This window comes from Enterobacter cloacae complex sp. I2 (assembly GCF_014896205.1).
Lineage (GTDB): Bacteria > Pseudomonadota > Gammaproteobacteria > Enterobacterales > Enterobacteriaceae > Enterobacter > Enterobacter quasihormaechei.
Genome location: NZ_JADBRA010000007.1, coordinates 1 through 14,579, shown reverse-complemented (window position 1 = coordinate 14,579; position 14,579 = coordinate 1). Strand labels below are relative to the sequence as shown.

The window sequence follows — 14,579 nt, the reverse complement described above, 5'->3', positions numbered from 1 at the left end:
ATGACCACAACATTACGCCCCCACGACCTTATCTGGCTTACCGCGCGTGACGCGCTGGAAGGCGTCACCGACTCCTGGGTGGACGCGGCCTGGCATACCGGGCTGCCGGTAGTGGTACGGCGTGATGTTGATAGTGAAGGCCGTATTCCCGTTGGCGTGCGCGGTTTGCGTCGCGACCAGCGTGCGGCCGGATGGGTGAAGCCAGGGAACGTGCTGCGCGTGGTTTCGCCTGAAGATTTGTGCGTCACCGCCGATCTGCTGCGTTCGCCGTTTGTCACTCAGCCGCCGGTTCAGGTGGCGCTTCAGCTTGCTCAGCAGTCGTGGCCGTGGACGTGGGGGATAACCGGCAGTACGGGTTACGCGCTGGCGACCGGTATTCCGGTGATCCACGCCGACAGCGATCTCGATCTGCTCATCCGCGCTCCGCACGCCGTGTCACCTGACGCGTTTACCGGCTGGCAGGCTCAGCTTGGCCGCGCGCTATGCCGGGCGGATACGCAGGTGGATACGCCCGAGGGCGGATTCGCGCTGGCGGAATGGTTACGCGACGGCAAAACGTTGCTGAAAACCCGCCGTGGACCGCGCCTGGTGGCGGATCCATGGCACAGGGAGGAGTAATGAAAATACTGTTTACCTTTCCGGGGCAGGGCACCCAGCATGAAGGTATGCTGCAAAACCTGCCGGGAACGGAGCTGGAGCAGGCCCGTGCCGTGCTGGGGGCGGAAGTCGATACCCTGGACAGCGCAGCCTCGCTGACCCATACCCGCGCGGTTCAGCTTTCACTGTTAATTGCCGGCGTGTCCTGGGCGCGCGAGCTGGAACGTCGCGGCGTGTCGCCGGATATCGTCAGCGGTTTATCGATTGGCGCTTATCCCGCGGCGGTAGTGGCGGGCGCGCTGGCGTTTACGGACGCGCTGAAGCTGGTGGCGCTACGTGGCGATCTGATGGAGCAGGCGTATCCGCACGGCTACGGCCTGACGGCGATAATGGGGTTGACCCTGCCGCAGGTGGAAAACCTTATCCAGGGGACAGGAACCTATATCGCTAACCTGAATGCCGAAACGCAGATCGTTATAGCCGGAACCGATGACGGCATGGCGCAGGTAGCCGAACGCGCGCTGGCGAAGGGTGCGAGCAAGGCCAAACGGCTGGCGGTAAGCGTGCCGTCGCACTGCGAGCTGCTGGCGGAACCCGCGCAGAAGCTGGTGGCGGCGTTTGAATCGGTCACGCTTTCACGCCCCCGCTGCGCGTACCTGAGCGGCAGTACCGGGCGCGTGCTCTGGCAGCCAGAGAGAATTGCCGATGACCTGGCGATGAACATGGCGCGCACCGTGCGCTGGCAGGAGGCAGTCATTTCCGCCAATGAACGCGAAGCGCGGCTGGCGATTGAGATGCCGCCAGGGGGCATATTGACCTGCCTGACGCGTCAGGCGGCCTGGGAAGGGGAATCCATTTCGCTGGAGCGCAGCGGGGTGGACGTGGCGGTGCATCTGGCAGGGCGGCTTCAGCGGTGAGTTTGATGCCCGGTGATCCGGGAGTAGGCCCGGTAAGCGTAGCGCCACCGGGCAATAACATCAGGCACCATCCTGCAAACTGCGGGCATACATTCGCCCTTCAGCGGCCAGCGCCCGCAGGCTGGGATCCTGCTCGCGGTTGCGCGCAAAGACGATCGCAATCAGCTGCTGCATCTGGTACGGCTGCGCCAGCTTTAACAGCTGCACCGAATTTTCGTACACTTTCTTCATCCTGCCCGGCATTAGCGTAAACCCGACCCCTGCCTGCACCAGGCTCAGCATCGAGAAGATATCGTTCACCCGCGTCACAATATCCGGCTCGAAGCCGGCGATATGAAACGCTTCCTGAAACCCCGCATACGTGGCGAACCCTTCCGCGAGGGCGACGAACTTCCGATCTTTATAGTCGCGCAGATCGGCGGGGCCGCTGGTATTGAGCGTGGCAGAGGCCGGTGCGGCAAGGAAAATATCGTCGTGGAACAGCGGCAGCACTTCGAGGCTGTTACGGTCGATATCGCTTTCGGAGATAGAGATTAAAATCGCGTCCAGCGACCCTTCATCCAGCATGTGCAGCAAGGTTTCGTTAGATCCCATCGTGAGATCCATCTCCAGATCCGGACGGCGCAGCTTCATGCCCATGATCAGGCGCGGCACGGTTTCCAGCGTCAGCGAGTAGAGTGTGCCGACGCGTAACCGCCCCTGACCAATGCCGGCGACCTTGCGCGACTCTTCCAGCCCGCGCTCCATCACCTGCATCACCTCCTGGCAATACTCCAGCAGCGTCCACGCCGAGGGGAGGGCAATCAGGTTGCGCCCTTTGTGGGTAAAGAGCGGGCAGCGGACGTTCTCTTCCAGGGTATGCAGCGCCCGGTGCACGCTGACGCCGCTCAGGCCGAGCGTTTCGGCGGTACGCGCGATATTGCCCTTCCCCATGAACGTCATGAAGATGCTGAGCTTACGGAACGTAATCTCGCTCGTGGTATCGAAACCCATAACCCTCCCGGCGTGTTAGTCAGCTTGCAGCATCGCTTCCAGCTGTTCCTGCGCGTCCAGCCAGGCCATTTCGCACTCTTCGAGGCTGGATTTGGCCTTCGCCTGCGTTTGCAGGCAGTCCGTCAGCTCCGCTTTACGGCGCTGATCGTACAGATCGCTGTCGCCCAGCTTCTCTTCAACGGCGGCAAGCGTGGCGTTGAGCTTTTCCATCTCTTTTTCGAGACGGGCAATCTCTTTACGCAGCGGCTGAGTCTGGGTGCGCAGCTCCGCTTCACGGCGCTTCTGGTCTTTGCGCGCCTGCGCGCTGTTGGCGTTGTCTTTCGCTGACTCTTCCGGCTGGTTTTCCTGCTTCTGCACGTCCGTCAGCCACTGCTGATAATCTTCCAGATCGCCGTCGAACGGCTCCACTTTGCCGCCGTGCACCAGGTAGAGATCGTCGGTGGTGGAGCGGATCAGGTGGCGATCGTGCGACACGACAACCAGCGCCCCTTCGAACTCAATCAGCGCTTCGGTCAGCGCCTGACGCATGTCGAGATCCAGGTGGTTGGTCGGTTCATCGAGCAGCAGCAGGTTTGGACGCTGCCAGACGATCAGCGCCAGCACCAGGCGGGCTTTTTCACCGCCCGAAAAACGCGCGGTGTTTTCAGTGACCTTATCGCCCTGGAAGCCGAAGCCGCCGAGGTAGTCGCGCAGCTTTTGCTCCATTTCCTGCGGGGCCAGGCGAGCCAGGTGCTGAATTGGCGATTCATCCGCGCGTAAAAATTCCAGCTGATGCTGGGCGAAGTAGCCAAGCTTAATGCCCTTCGCCAGGCCGATTTCGCCGCTGACCGGGTTAAGCTCGCCCGCCAGCAGCTTGATCAGCGTGGATTTACCGGCGCCGTTACGCCCCAGCAGACCGATGCGTGAACCCGGCACCAGGTTAAGCTTAATAGAGTCGAGAATAATGCGATCGCCATAGCCTGCGCTCACTTTTTCCATTTTCAGCAGCGGGTTCGGCAGGCTCTCTGGCTCGCGGAAACTGAAGTGGAACGGGTTATCCACGTGCGCGGGGGCGATCATCTCCATGCGTTCCAGCATCTTGATGCGGCTCTGCGCCTGCTTGGCTTTTGACGCCTTGGCCTTGAAGCGATCCACAAAGCTTTGCAGGTGCGCTACGCGCTGCTGCTGGCTTTCATACATCGCCTGCTGCTGGGCAAGGCGCGTCGCGCGCTGGCGTTCGAAGGAGCTGTAGTTGCCGGTGTACTCGAACATGCTTTGCTGTTCGATATGAATGATTTTATCTACTACCGGATCGAGGAAGTCGCGGTCGTGGGAGATCAGAATCAGAGTGCCCTGATAGCTCTTAAGCCACTTCTCCAGCCAAATAACCGCATCGAGATCGAGGTGGTTGGTCGGTTCATCGAGCAGCAGGAGGTCGGAGCGGCAGATCAGCGCCTGCGCCAGGTTGAGGCGCATACGCCAGCCGCCCGAGAAGTCGCTGACCGGGCGTTCAAGCTGTTCGTTGCTGAAGCCCAGACCGTGCAGCAGGCTGGAGGCGCGGGAGCGAATGGTCCAGGCGTCGATGGCGTCCAGCTTGCCGTGAACGGTGGCGATGGCGTGGCCGTCGTTGCGCTCGTTGGCGGCATTGAGCTCCGCTTCGAGCCTGCGGTATTCGCGGTCGCCGTCGATAACATAGTCGAGTGCGGGTTCGCTCAGCGCAGGCGTCTCCTGGTTCACCCAGGCAAGCTGCCAGTTGCCCGGGAAGGTAAAGTTCCCGCCGTCCGCGCTTATCTCGTTTTTCAGCAGCGCCAGCAGGGTGGATTTACCGCAGCCGTTTTTGCCGACCAGCCCCACCTTCTGGCCCGGGTTGATGGTAGCAGTCGCGTTATCCAGCAGGACGCGCACGCCGCGACGAATTTGTAACGAGGAGAAAACAATCATAGAAGCGCCGTATGTTCCGACTATGTTAATTTGTCATTATGATAATGTAAGGTGTGGGCCATTTTTCCCACCGGGCCGCCATGGTAGCCCAAAACGACAACAATACACAAAAACAGAACCGGGAGGGGAGTGATGTCTCAGACAGCGAAAGTGCTGCTGCTGTATGCCCATCCGGAATCTCAGGACTCGGTGGCGAACCGGGTGCTGCTTAAGCCGGCCACACAGCTCAGTAACGTCACGGTGCACGATCTCTACGCGCACTATCCTGATTTTTTTATCGATATTCCTTACGAGCAGGAACTGCTGCGTCAGCATGACGTGATTGTGTTCCAGCATCCGCTTTATACCTACAGCTGTCCGGCGCTGCTCAAAGAGTGGCTGGACCGCGTGCTGAGCCGGGGCTTTTCCAGCGGGGTGGGGGGCAACCAGCTGGCGGGAAAGTACTGGCGGAGCGTCATTACCACCGGTGAGCCGGAAAGTGCTTACCGTCACGACGGGCTGAACCGTTATCCCATGAGCGACATCCTGAGGCCGTTCGAGCTGACGGCGGCGATGTGCCGCATGCACTGGATGAGCCCGATTATTGTTTACTGGGCGCGGCGGCAGGAACCAAAGGCGCTGGCGAGCCATGCCAGAGCCTACGGAGAATGGCTGGCATCACCGATACCGGCGGGAGGACGCTAATGGACGGTTCGAATTTACTCCTTGCCGGGGTGCTGTTTTTGTTTGCCGCCGTGGTCGCCGTGCCGCTTGCCGCGCGTCTCGGCATCGGCGCGGTGCTGGGCTATTTGCTGGCGGGGATCGCCATTGGCCCCTGGGGGCTGGGGTTCATCAGCGATGTGGATGAAATTCTCCACTTCTCCGAGCTGGGCGTGGTGTTCCTGATGTTCATCATCGGTCTTGAGCTGAACCCCTCCAAGCTATGGCAATTGCGGCAATCTATTTTTGGCGTCGGGGCGGCGCAGGTGTTACTCAGCGCCGCCATTCTGGCGGGCCTGCTGATGCTGACGCAGTTTTCCTGGCAGGCGGCGGTGATTGGCGGGATCGGTCTTGCGATGTCGTCGACGGCGATGGCGCTACAGCTGATGCGCGACAAGGGGATGAACCGCAACGAGGCGGGGCAGCTGGGCTTTTCGGTGCTGTTGTTCCAGGATTTAGCGGTGATCCCGGCGCTGGCGCTGGTGCCGCTGCTGGCAGGCTCAGGAGACGATCATTTCGACTGGATGAAAATCGCCATGAAGGTGCTGGCCTTCGCGGGCATGCTGATTGGCGGACGGTTTTTACTGCGCCCGGTATTCCGGTTCATTGCCGCATCCGGCGTGCGCGAGGTATTTACCGCCGCAACGCTGCTGCTGGTGCTCGGCTCGGCGCTGTTCATGGATGCCCTCGGGCTGTCGATGGCGCTCGGGACGTTTATCGCCGGGGTGCTGCTTGCGGAAAGTGAGTACCGCCACGAGCTGGAGACCGCCATCGATCCGTTTAAGGGGCTGCTGTTAGGGCTATTCTTTATTTCGGTGGGCATGGCGCTCAACCTCGGCGTGCTCTATACCCATCTGCTGTGGGTCGTGATGAGCGTGGCGGTGCTGGTCGCGGTGAAAACGCTGGTGCTGTATGTTCTGGCGAGAATTTACGGGCTGCGCAGCTCGGAAAGAATGCAGTTCTCCAGCGTGTTAAGCCAGGGTGGAGAGTTTGCATTTGTGCTGTTTTCCACGGCGTCGTCTCAGAAGCTGTTCAAAGATGACCAGATGGCGCTGCTGCTGGTGACGGTAACGCTGTCGATGATGACCACGCCGCTGCTGATGAAGCTGGTGGATAAACTGCTGTCGCGCCGCCTGAACCCGGCAACCGATGAAGATGAAACGCCGTGGGTGGAGGACGATAAGCCGCAGGTGATCGTCGTGGGCTTTGGCCGCTTCGGACAGGTGATTGGCCGTCTGTTGATGGCGAACAAAATGCGCATCACGGTGCTGGAGCGCGATATCAGCGCGGTCAATCTTATGCGCAAATACGGTTATAAGGTCTACTACGGCGATGCGACGCAGCTTGAGCTGTTGCGCTCGGCGGGAGCGGAGGCCGCGGAGTCCATCATTATCACCTGCAACGATCCGGAAGACACCATGAAGCTGGTGGAGCTGTGCCAGCAGCATTTCCCGCATCTGCATATTCTGGCGCGTGCCCGCGGACGTGTTGAAGCTCACGAACTTTTGCAGGCGGGTGTGAAACACTTCTCCCGTGAAACGTTTTCCAGTGCGCTGGAGTTGGGGCGTAAGGCGCTTATCTCGCTTGGGATGCATCCTCACCAGGCCCAGCGGGCCCAGATGCATTTCCGCCGGCTGGATATGCGCATGCTGCGCGAGCTCATGCCCGTGCACAGCGACACGGCGCAGATCTCCCGCGTGCGGGAAGCGCGTCGCGAGCTGGAGGAGATCTTCCAGCGCGAAATGCAGCAGGAACGACGCCAGCTCGACGGCTGGGATGAATTTGAATAAAGGGTAACGAAAGATGGCTGTACGTAAACGCTTTATCGCGGGCGCAAAGTGCCCGTCCTGCCAGGCGCAAGATACGCTGGCCATGTGGCGCGAAAATAATATCGATATCGTTGAATGTGTTAAGTGCGGCCACCAGATGCGTGAGGCCGACAAAGAAGCCCGCGATCACGTTCGCAAAGAAGAGCAAGTGATCGGCATTTTTCATCCAGACTAGCGATATGCTCTGAGTTTTTTTAAGCTTAAGGGTACACGGGTGCAGATTTCCGCTACAATCTGCGCCAGTAATTTTCCCACGCTCAGGAGATATCATGAAAGTAGCAAAAGACCTGGTGGTCAGCCTGGCCTATCAGGTACGTACAGAAGACGGTGTGTTGGTTGATGAGTCTCCGGTGAGTGCGCCGCTGGACTACCTGCATGGTCACGGTTCCCTGATTTCCGGCCTGGAAACTGCGCTGGAAGGCCATGAAGTTGGCGACAAATTCGACGTTGCTGTAGGCGCAAACGACGCTTACGGTCAGTATGACGACAACCTGGTTCAGCGCGTTCCTAAAGACGTGTTCATGGGCGTTGACGAGTTGCAGGTTGGCATGCGCTTCCTGGCTGAAACTGACCAGGGTCCGGTTCCTGTTGAAATCACTGAAGTTGAAGACGACCACGTTGTGGTTGACGGCAACCACATGCTGGCTGGCCAGAACCTGAAGTTCAACGTAGAAGTTGTTGCTATCCGTGAAGCAACCGAAGAAGAGCTGGCTCATGGTCACGTTCACGGTGCGCACGGTCACGACCACGACCACGATCACGGCCATGACGGCTGCTGCGGTGGTCACGGCCACGACCATGGTCACGACCACGACCACGGTAAAGGTGGTTGCGGTAACGGCGGCTGCGGTTGCCACTGATTCCGTACTGCGGAAAATAAAAAAGCGGGATAATCCCGCTTTTTTTACGCCTCAATAATGAGGTGGTGGCGTCTCTTCCGACTGAGAGGCAATATTCGACGGCTGCGTGGCCTTCAGTTTTTCCGTCAGCAGGCGCATATGATCGCGCAGTTTTGCCATTTCAAGCTCATGGGCCGTTACGGTCTGGTTCAGTTCTTCGATGGTGATGTCCTGAAAAGCCAGGCGGCTTTCCAGCTCAGCCAGTCTCGCTTCGATCATTGTATCCTTCATCATTCACCTCGTTTATATCTCATACGCCATAATGGGCCAGCGGCGGCGAAGTGTAGCTGACTTTTTCCTTAAGTACAGTATCCATCTCCCTGACAAGAAACTTATTTAAACAAAAATAGTCTGAAAAGAGGCGACAATAGGGGGAGTCTGTCTGTAGATTTCTTCCACAACGTTTTATAGTACGTCACTCATTTACGTTTAACACTGGGGTGAGAGACCTCAGGTCCTGGAGATATGGATGAAATCACTGTTTAAAGTTACGCTGCTGGCGACCACGATGGCCGTTGCGCTCAACGCGCCGCTGTCTTTCGCTGCTGATACTGCTGCGAAGCCTGCTGCGACTACAGACAGCAAAGCGGCATTCAAAAATGACGACCAGAAATCCGCCTACGCACTTGGCGCGTCTCTGGGTCGTTACATGGAAAACTCTCTGAAAGAACAAGAGAAGCTGGGCATCAAACTGGACAAAAACCAGCTGATCGCCGGTGTTCAGGATGCGTTCGCCGACAAGAGCAAGCTCTCTGATCAGGAAATCGAGCAGACTCTGCAAGCGTTTGAAGCGCGTGTGAAAGGCGCCGCTCAAACCAAGATGGAAGCAGACGCTAAAGATAACGAAGCGAAAGGCAAAGCCTACCGCGACAAGTTTGCTAAAGAGAAAGGCGTTAAAACGTCTTCTACCGGCCTGATCTATAAAGTTGAGAAAGAAGGGACCGGCGATGCGCCTAAAGACAGCGACACCGTTGTGGTGAACTACAAAGGTACGCTGATCGACGGTAAAGAGTTCGATAACTCTTACACCCGCGGTGAGCCTCTCTCCTTCCGTCTGGACGGTGTGATCCCGGGCTGGACCGAAGGCCTGAAGAACATCAAGAAAGGCGGTAAGATCAAGCTGGTCATTCCACCAGACCTGGCTTACGGCAAAACTGGCGTTCCGGGCATCCCGGCTAACTCTACGCTGGTATTTGACGTAGAACTGCTGGACATCAAACCGGCTCCGAAAGCGGATGCGAAAGCAGACGCACCGGCTGACGATAAAGCCGCAGCAGCCAAGAAGTAATGCTGAGAAAAACCGCCGCCTGCCAGGCGGCGGTTTTTTTTATGTGGGGCAGATATAATTAACACTGGAAAGCGTTATACACGCTGTATTAATTTAGTTGTCCGTGTAGATAATGAGCCTGCCCTGAAAACCTAACGACAGGCTCCTGAAAAGGAGTGTTTTTTTCATGTCCAGGTCGCTTTTAACCAACGAAACCAGTGAACTTGATTTGCTGGATCAACGTCCATTTGACCAGACCGACTTCGATATTCTGAAATCCTACGAAGCGGTAGTGGACGGGTTAGCGATGCTCATTGGTTCCCACTGCGAAATCGTATTGCATTCCCTGCAAGATCTTAAGTGTTCCGCTATCCGCATTGCGAACGGTGAGCACACTGGCCGTAAAATTGGTTCGCCAATCACCGACCTTGCATTGCGTATGTTGCATGACATGACCGGCGCGGACAGCAGCGTCTCAAAATGCTATTTCACCCGCGCCAAAAGCGGCGTGCTGATGAAATCAGAAACTATCGCGATTCGAAACCGCGACCACCGGGTTATCGGGTTGCTGTGCATCAACATGAACCTTGATGTGCCCTTCTCTCAAATCATGAGCACCTTCATTCCGCCAGAAACGCCGGACGTGGGCTCGTCGGTGAACTTTGCTTCCTCCGTTGAGGATCTCGTGACCCAGACGCTGGAGTTCACCATTGAAGAGGTGAATGCCGATCGCAACGTATCCAACAACGCCAAGAATCGTCAGATCGTCCTGAACCTCTATGAGAAAGGGATTTTTGATATCAAAGATGCCATCAACCAGGTAGCCGATCGCCTGAATATCTCTAAGCACACGGTTTACCTTTATATTCGCCAGTTCAAAAGCGGCGATTTCCTGGGGCAAGACAAGTAATGCGCTTTGCGTTAATGGTGACGGGCCCGGCGTACGGAACCCAGCAGGCCAGCAGCGCGCTACAGTTTGCCCATGCGCTGCTTGATGCCGGCCATGAACTGGCAAGCGTCTTCTTCTATCGTGAAGGGGTGTATAACGCGAACCAGTTTACCTCTCCGGCAAGCGATGAGTTTGACCTTGTGCGCGCCTGGCAAAAATTAAACGAAACGCAGGGCGTTGAGCTGCATATCTGCGTCGCCGCGGCACTGCGTCGCGGTGTGGCGGATGCGACCGAAGCCGAACGCCTCGGTCTGGCGGGGGCCAACCTGCAACCGGGCTTTTCGCTCAGCGGATTAGGTGCATTGGCACAGGCCGCGTTGACCTGCGACAGAGTGGTGCAATTTTGATGAAGCGCGTAGCGTTTGTTTTTACTTCTGCGCCGCACGGCAGCGCTTCAGGTCGCGAAGGGCTGGATGCATTGCTCGCGACATCGGCATTAACCGAAGATATCGGCGTGTTCTTTATAGGCGATGGCGTATTCCAGCTTCTGGCCGGCCAACAGCCGCAGGCTATTCTCGCGCGCGATTACATTGCGACCTTTAAGGTCCTGCCGCTCTATGACATTGAAACCTTCTATGTGTGTGCCGACTCGCTGGCCGCTCGTGGGTTAAACGAGAATACATCGTTCGTGCTGGACGTGACGATCCTCGCCTCTACGGCGCTGCGCGAACATCTCTCTCACTACGATACCGTTCTGACTTTCTGAGGCCGTCATGCTCCATACCCTGAGCCGTTCACCGTGGCAATGCGATATCGACACGTTACTGAGCATGCTGCGCGAAGGCGACGATCTGCTGCTGATTCAGGATGGCGTGCTGGCGGCGCTTGAAGGCAGCCGTTTTGTTGAAATCCTCAGTAATGCCCCCATAACTGTCTCTGCGCTGAAGGACGATCTGGATGCGCGGGGTCTTTCTGGTCAAATTTCAGCCAAAATTGACGTGGTTGGCTATACTGATTTCGTCAATCTTACTGTGACGCACGCCAGTCAAATGAACTGGTGATTTGAGATCGCTGTATATTTCTTGACACCTTTTCGACGTAGCCCTAAAATTTCGCGTCCTCATATTGTATGAGGTCGTTTTATTACGTGTTTACGAAGCAAAAGCTAAAACCAGGAGCTATTTAATGGCAACAGTTAACCAGCTGGTACGCAAACCACGTGCACGCAAAGTTGCAAAAAGCAACGTGCCTGCGCTGGAAGCCTGCCCGCAGAAACGTGGTGTATGTACTCGTGTATATACCACCACTCCTAAAAAACCAAACTCCGCACTGCGTAAAGTATGCCGTGTGCGTTTGACTAACGGTTTCGAAGTGACTTCCTACATCGGTGGTGAAGGTCACAACCTTCAGGAGCACTCCGTGATCCTGATCCGTGGCGGTCGTGTTAAAGACCTTCCGGGTGTTCGTTACCACACCGTTCGTGGTGCGCTGGACTGCTCAGGTGTTAAAGACCGTAAGCAGGCTCGCTCCAAGTACGGCGTGAAGCGTCCTAAGGCTTAATGGTTCTCCGTTAAGTAAGGCCAAACTGATTTATCTTAATGTCAAACTAAACTCGTAGAGTTTTGGACAATCCTGAATTAACAACGGAGTAATCCCATGCCACGTCGTCGCGTCATTGGTCAGCGTAAAATTCTTCCAGATCCGAAATTCGGATCAGAACTGCTGGCAAAATTTGTAAATATCCTGATGGTAGATGGTAAGAAATCTACCGCAGAAGCAATCGTATACAGCGCGCTGGAGACCCTGGCTCAGCGTTCTGGTAAAAATGAACTGGAAGCTTTCGAAGTCGCTCTCGACAACGTGCGCCCGACTGTAGAAGTTAAGTCTCGCCGCGTTGGTGGTTCTACTTATCAGGTTCCAGTTGAAGTTCGTCCGGTTCGTCGTAATGCTCTGGCAATGCGTTGGATCGTTGAAGCTGCTCGTAAACGCGGTGATAAATCCATGGCTCTGCGTCTGGCGAACGAACTTTCTGATGCTGCGGAAAACAAAGGTACCGCAGTTAAGAAACGTGAAGACGTTCACCGTATGGCAGAAGCCAACAAGGCGTTCGCACACTACCGTTGGTAATCCCTTCGGAGTCGTAGTCACCAGGCGGGCGCTTCAGAGAAGCCGCCCGCTCTGGGTAACTTAACTGAACGCCTAAAGATATAAACGAGGAATCAAATGGCTCGTACAACACCCATCGCACGCTACCGTAACATCGGTATCAGTGCGCACATCGACGCCGGTAAAACCACTACTACCGAACGTATTCTGTTCTACACCGGTGTAAACCATAAAATCGGTGAAGTTCATGACGGCGCTGCCACCATGGACTGGATGGAACAGGAGCAGGAGCGTGGTATTACTATCACCTCCGCAGCGACTACTGCTTTCTGGTCAGGTATGGCTAAGCAGTACGAACCGCATCGCGTAAACATCATCGACACCCCAGGGCACGTTGACTTCACCATCGAAGTAGAACGTTCCATGCGTGTTCTTGACGGCGCGGTAATGGTTTATTGCGCAGTTGGTGGTGTTCAGCCACAGTCTGAAACCGTATGGCGTCAGGCGAACAAATATAAAGTTCCACGCATCGCGTTCGTTAACAAAATGGACCGTATGGGTGCTAACTTCCTGAAAGTTGTTGGCCAGATCAAAACCCGTCTGGGCGCGAACCCTGTTCCGCTTCAGCTGGCAATTGGTGCTGAAGAAGGTTTCACCGGCGTTATCGACCTGGTGAAAATGAAAGCGATCAACTGGAACGAAGCAGATGCGGGCGTTACCTTCGAATACGAAGATATCCCGGCAGAGATGCAGGACCTGGCTGACGAATGGCACCAGAACCTGATCGAATCCGCAGCAGAAGCTTCTGAAGAGCTGATGGAGAAATACCTGGGTGGTGAAGAACTGACTGAGCAAGAGATCAAATCTGCTCTGCGTCAGCGCGTTCTGAACAACGAAATCATCCTGGTAACCTGTGGTTCTGCGTTCAAGAACAAAGGTGTTCAGGCAATGCTGGATGCGGTAGTTGACTACCTGCCATCCCCGGTTGACGTTCCTGCGATCAACGGCATCCTGGACGACGGTAAAGATACTCCGGCTGAGCGTCACGCAAGTGATGACGAGCCGTTCTCTGCACTGGCGTTCAAAATTGCTACCGACCCATTCGTGGGTAACCTGACCTTCTTCCGCGTTTACTCTGGTGTGGTTAACTCCGGTGACACCATCCTGAACTCCGTGAAAGCGGCGCGTGAACGTTTTGGCCGTATCGTACAGATGCACGCTAACAAACGTGAAGAGATCAAAGAAGTTCGTGCGGGCGACATCGCTGCTGCTATCGGTCTGAAAGACGTGACTACCGGTGACACCCTGTGTGACCCGGATCACCCGATCATTCTGGAGCGTATGGAATTCCCAGAGCCGGTAATCTCCATCGCGGTTGAACCAAAAACCAAAGCTGACCAGGAAAAAATGGGTCTGGCTCTGGGCCGTCTGGCGAAAGAAGACCCATCATTCCGCGTATGGACTGATGAAGAATCTAACCAGACCATCATCGCTGGTATGGGTGAACTGCACCTGGACATCATCGTTGACCGTATGAAACGTGAATTCAACGTTGAAGCGAACGTGGGTAAACCTCAGGTTGCTTACCGCGAAGCGATTCGCGCGAAAGTTACCGATGTTGAAGGTAAACACGCTAAGCAGTCTGGTGGTCGCGGTCAGTACGGTCACGTTGTGATCGACATGTACCCACTGGAGCCGGGCTCTAACCCTAAAGGTTACGAGTTCATCAACGACATCAAAGGTGGTGTAATTCCTGGCGAATACATCCCTGCCGTTGATAAAGGCATCCAGGAGCAGCTGAAAGCTGGTCCTCTGGCTGGTTACCCGGTTGTAGACATGGGTGTTCGTCTGCACTTCGGTTCTTACCACGACGTTGACTCCTCTGAACTGGCGTTTAAACTGGCTGCGTCTATTGCCTTTAAAGAAGGCTTTAAGAAAGCAAAACCAGTTCTGCTTGAGCCAATCATGAAGGTTGAAGTAGAAACTCCGGAAGAGAACACCGGTGACGTTATCGGTGACTTGAGCCGTCGTCGCGGTATGCTGCGTGGTCAGGAATCCGAAGTAACTGGCGTTAAGATCCACGCTGAAGTTCCGCTGTCTGAAATGTTCGGATATGCAACTCAGCTGCGTTCTCTGACCAAAGGTCGTGCATCATACACTATGGAATTCCTGAAGTATGATGATGCGCCGAACAACGTTGCTCAGGCCGTTATCGAAGCCCGTGGTAAGTAATCCACAGGATTAAAACCTAAGTCCCGTGCTCTCTCCGAAGGGGAGAGCACTATAGTAAGGAATATAGCCGTGTCTAAAGAAAAATTTGAACGTACAAAACCGCACGTCAACGTTGGTACTATCGGCCACGTTGACCATGGTAAAACTACCCTGACTGCTGCAATCACTACCGTACTGGCTAAAACCTACGGCGGTGCTGCTCGTGCTTTCGACCAGATCGATAACGCACCA

General features: G+C 55.9%; 18 protein-coding genes. 15 read left to right on the top strand and 3 right to left on the bottom strand.

Annotated features, from left to right (window positions below; genetic code table 11):
• Both IM300_RS07560 and mdcH read left to right on the top strand, forming a co-directional pair.
• Entirely contained in the window at window positions 1–618 is a 618-nt protein-coding gene (locus tag IM300_RS07560; RefSeq protein ID WP_107534038.1) for a malonate decarboxylase holo-ACP synthase, read from the top strand.
• A complete protein-coding gene (gene mdcH / locus IM300_RS07555) occupies window positions 618–1,514 on the top strand; it encodes a malonate decarboxylase subunit epsilon (protein ID WP_107534036.1) in 897 nt (298 codons plus the stop codon). The genes IM300_RS07560 and mdcH overlap by 1 nt, the downstream gene beginning before the upstream one ends.
• A gap of 60 nt (window positions 1,515–1,574) precedes the next feature.
• Here the strand turns inward: mdcH and IM300_RS07550 are convergent, their stop codons facing one another.
• Both IM300_RS07550 and IM300_RS07545 read right to left on the bottom strand, forming a co-directional pair.
• On the bottom strand, window positions 1,575–2,507 hold the full coding sequence (locus tag IM300_RS07550) for a LysR substrate-binding domain-containing protein (protein ID WP_193035966.1): 933 nt from the start codon (window positions 2,505–2,507) through the stop codon (window positions 1,575–1,577).
• A 15-nt stretch (window positions 2,508–2,522) separates the two neighbouring features.
• Window positions 2,523–4,427, bottom strand: a complete 1,905-nt coding sequence (locus IM300_RS07545; protein ID WP_064910102.1) for an ABC transporter ATP-binding protein — start codon at window positions 4,425–4,427, stop codon at window positions 2,523–2,525.
• A gap of 132 nt (window positions 4,428–4,559) precedes the next feature.
• Here IM300_RS07545 and kefG point away from each other — a divergent pair, with 132 nt between their 5' ends.
• From kefG to slyD, 4 genes are all read left to right on the top strand, one after another.
• Window positions 4,560–5,111 (top strand): glutathione-regulated potassium-efflux system ancillary protein KefG, encoded by a 552-nt coding sequence (gene kefG / locus IM300_RS07540; protein ID WP_074160922.1) that lies wholly within the window; start codon window positions 4,560–4,562, stop codon window positions 5,109–5,111.
• The gene (gene kefB, locus IM300_RS07535) at window positions 5,111–6,916 is read left to right on the top strand and encodes a glutathione-regulated potassium-efflux system protein KefB (RefSeq protein ID WP_063865786.1); all 1,806 of its coding nucleotides are present in this window, start codon (window positions 5,111–5,113) and stop codon (window positions 6,914–6,916) included. Before kefG ends, kefB begins: the two co-directional genes overlap by 1 nt.
• Before the next feature lie 13 nt (window positions 6,917–6,929).
• On the top strand, window positions 6,930–7,130 hold the full coding sequence (locus tag IM300_RS07530) for a YheV family putative zinc ribbon protein (protein ID WP_003861689.1): 201 nt from the start codon (window positions 6,930–6,932) through the stop codon (window positions 7,128–7,130).
• A 94-nt stretch (window positions 7,131–7,224) separates the two neighbouring features.
• Window positions 7,225–7,815 (top strand): peptidylprolyl isomerase, encoded by a 591-nt coding sequence (gene slyD / locus IM300_RS07525; protein WP_063865788.1) that lies wholly within the window; start codon window positions 7,225–7,227, stop codon window positions 7,813–7,815.
• Between the two features lie 51 nt (window positions 7,816–7,866).
• Here slyD and IM300_RS07520 read toward each other — a convergent pair whose 3' ends face one another.
• Window positions 7,867–8,085, bottom strand: a complete 219-nt coding sequence (locus tag IM300_RS07520; protein ID WP_063449475.1) for a protein SlyX — start codon at window positions 8,083–8,085, stop codon at window positions 7,867–7,869.
• A gap of 238 nt (window positions 8,086–8,323) precedes the next feature.
• Between IM300_RS07520 and fkpA the strand changes: the two genes are divergently transcribed.
• From fkpA to IM300_RS07475, 9 genes are all read left to right on the top strand, one after another.
• A complete protein-coding gene (fkpA, locus tag IM300_RS07515; protein WP_107534032.1) occupies window positions 8,324–9,142 on the top strand; it encodes an FKBP-type peptidyl-prolyl cis-trans isomerase in 819 nt (272 codons plus the stop codon).
• 166 nt (window positions 9,143–9,308) lie between these two features.
• Window positions 9,309–10,031: a transcriptional regulator gene (locus IM300_RS07510; protein WP_023333674.1), complete on the top strand. Its 723-nt coding sequence runs from the start codon at window positions 9,309–9,311 to the stop codon at window positions 10,029–10,031.
• On the top strand, window positions 10,031–10,417 hold the full coding sequence (gene tusD, locus IM300_RS07505; protein WP_063865797.1) for a sulfurtransferase complex subunit TusD: 387 nt from the start codon (window positions 10,031–10,033) through the stop codon (window positions 10,415–10,417). Before IM300_RS07510 ends, tusD begins: the two co-directional genes overlap by 1 nt.
• Window positions 10,417–10,776 (top strand): sulfurtransferase complex subunit TusC, encoded by a 360-nt coding sequence (gene tusC / locus IM300_RS07500; protein ID WP_193035964.1) that lies wholly within the window; start codon window positions 10,417–10,419, stop codon window positions 10,774–10,776. Before tusD ends, tusC begins: the two co-directional genes overlap by 1 nt.
• 7 nt (window positions 10,777–10,783) lie before the next feature.
• Window positions 10,784–11,071, top strand: coding sequence for a sulfurtransferase complex subunit TusB (gene tusB / locus IM300_RS07495; protein ID WP_063449471.1), 288 nt, complete (start codon window positions 10,784–10,786; stop codon window positions 11,069–11,071).
• 124 nt (window positions 11,072–11,195) lie between these two features.
• The gene (gene rpsL / locus IM300_RS07490; RefSeq protein ID WP_000246815.1) at window positions 11,196–11,570 is read left to right on the top strand and encodes a 30S ribosomal protein S12; all 375 of its coding nucleotides are present in this window, start codon (window positions 11,196–11,198) and stop codon (window positions 11,568–11,570) included.
• A 96-nt stretch (window positions 11,571–11,666) separates the two neighbouring features.
• Window positions 11,667–12,137 (top strand): 30S ribosomal protein S7, encoded by a 471-nt coding sequence (rpsG, locus tag IM300_RS07485; RefSeq protein ID WP_003861706.1) that lies wholly within the window; start codon window positions 11,667–11,669, stop codon window positions 12,135–12,137.
• Between the two features lie 96 nt (window positions 12,138–12,233).
• Window positions 12,234–14,348 (top strand): elongation factor G, encoded by a 2,115-nt coding sequence (gene fusA, locus IM300_RS07480; RefSeq protein WP_063449470.1) that lies wholly within the window; start codon window positions 12,234–12,236, stop codon window positions 14,346–14,348.
• A gap of 69 nt (window positions 14,349–14,417) precedes the next feature.
• On the top strand, window positions 14,418–14,579 hold a 162-nt coding region (locus tag IM300_RS07475; protein ID WP_001445782.1), incomplete at its 3' end, for a GTP-binding protein.

Coding starts and splice junctions, on each gene's coding strand:
- tusB (WP_063449471.1), top strand. CDS start 10,784: ATGCTCCATACCCTGAGCCGTTCACCGTGGCAATGCGATATCGACACG.
- rpsL (WP_000246815.1), top strand. CDS start 11,196: ATGGCAACAGTTAACCAGCTGGTACGCAAACCACGTGCACGCAAAGTT.
- IM300_RS07545 (WP_064910102.1), bottom strand. CDS start 4,427: ATGATTGTTTTCTCCTCGTTACAAATTCGTCGCGGCGTGCGCGTCCTG.
- tusC (WP_193035964.1), top strand. CDS start 10,417: ATGAAGCGCGTAGCGTTTGTTTTTACTTCTGCGCCGCACGGCAGCGCT.
- kefB (WP_063865786.1), top strand. CDS start 5,111: ATGGACGGTTCGAATTTACTCCTTGCCGGGGTGCTGTTTTTGTTTGCC.
- IM300_RS07550 (WP_193035966.1), bottom strand. CDS start 2,507: ATGGGTTTCGATACCACGAGCGAGATTACGTTCCGTAAGCTCAGCATC.
- mdcH (WP_107534036.1), top strand. CDS start 618: ATGAAAATACTGTTTACCTTTCCGGGGCAGGGCACCCAGCATGAAGGT.
- IM300_RS07520 (WP_063449475.1), bottom strand. CDS start 8,085: ATGAAGGATACAATGATCGAAGCGAGACTGGCTGAGCTGGAAAGCCGC.
- kefG (WP_074160922.1), top strand. CDS start 4,560: ATGTCTCAGACAGCGAAAGTGCTGCTGCTGTATGCCCATCCGGAATCT.
- IM300_RS07560 (WP_107534038.1), top strand. CDS start 1: ATGACCACAACATTACGCCCCCACGACCTTATCTGGCTTACCGCGCGT.
- IM300_RS07530 (WP_003861689.1), top strand. CDS start 6,930: ATGGCTGTACGTAAACGCTTTATCGCGGGCGCAAAGTGCCCGTCCTGC.
- tusD (WP_063865797.1), top strand. CDS start 10,031: ATGCGCTTTGCGTTAATGGTGACGGGCCCGGCGTACGGAACCCAGCAG.
- rpsG (WP_003861706.1), top strand. CDS start 11,667: ATGCCACGTCGTCGCGTCATTGGTCAGCGTAAAATTCTTCCAGATCCG.
- fusA (WP_063449470.1), top strand. CDS start 12,234: ATGGCTCGTACAACACCCATCGCACGCTACCGTAACATCGGTATCAGT.
- slyD (WP_063865788.1), top strand. CDS start 7,225: ATGAAAGTAGCAAAAGACCTGGTGGTCAGCCTGGCCTATCAGGTACGT.
- IM300_RS07510 (WP_023333674.1), top strand. CDS start 9,309: ATGTCCAGGTCGCTTTTAACCAACGAAACCAGTGAACTTGATTTGCTG.
- fkpA (WP_107534032.1), top strand. CDS start 8,324: ATGAAATCACTGTTTAAAGTTACGCTGCTGGCGACCACGATGGCCGTT.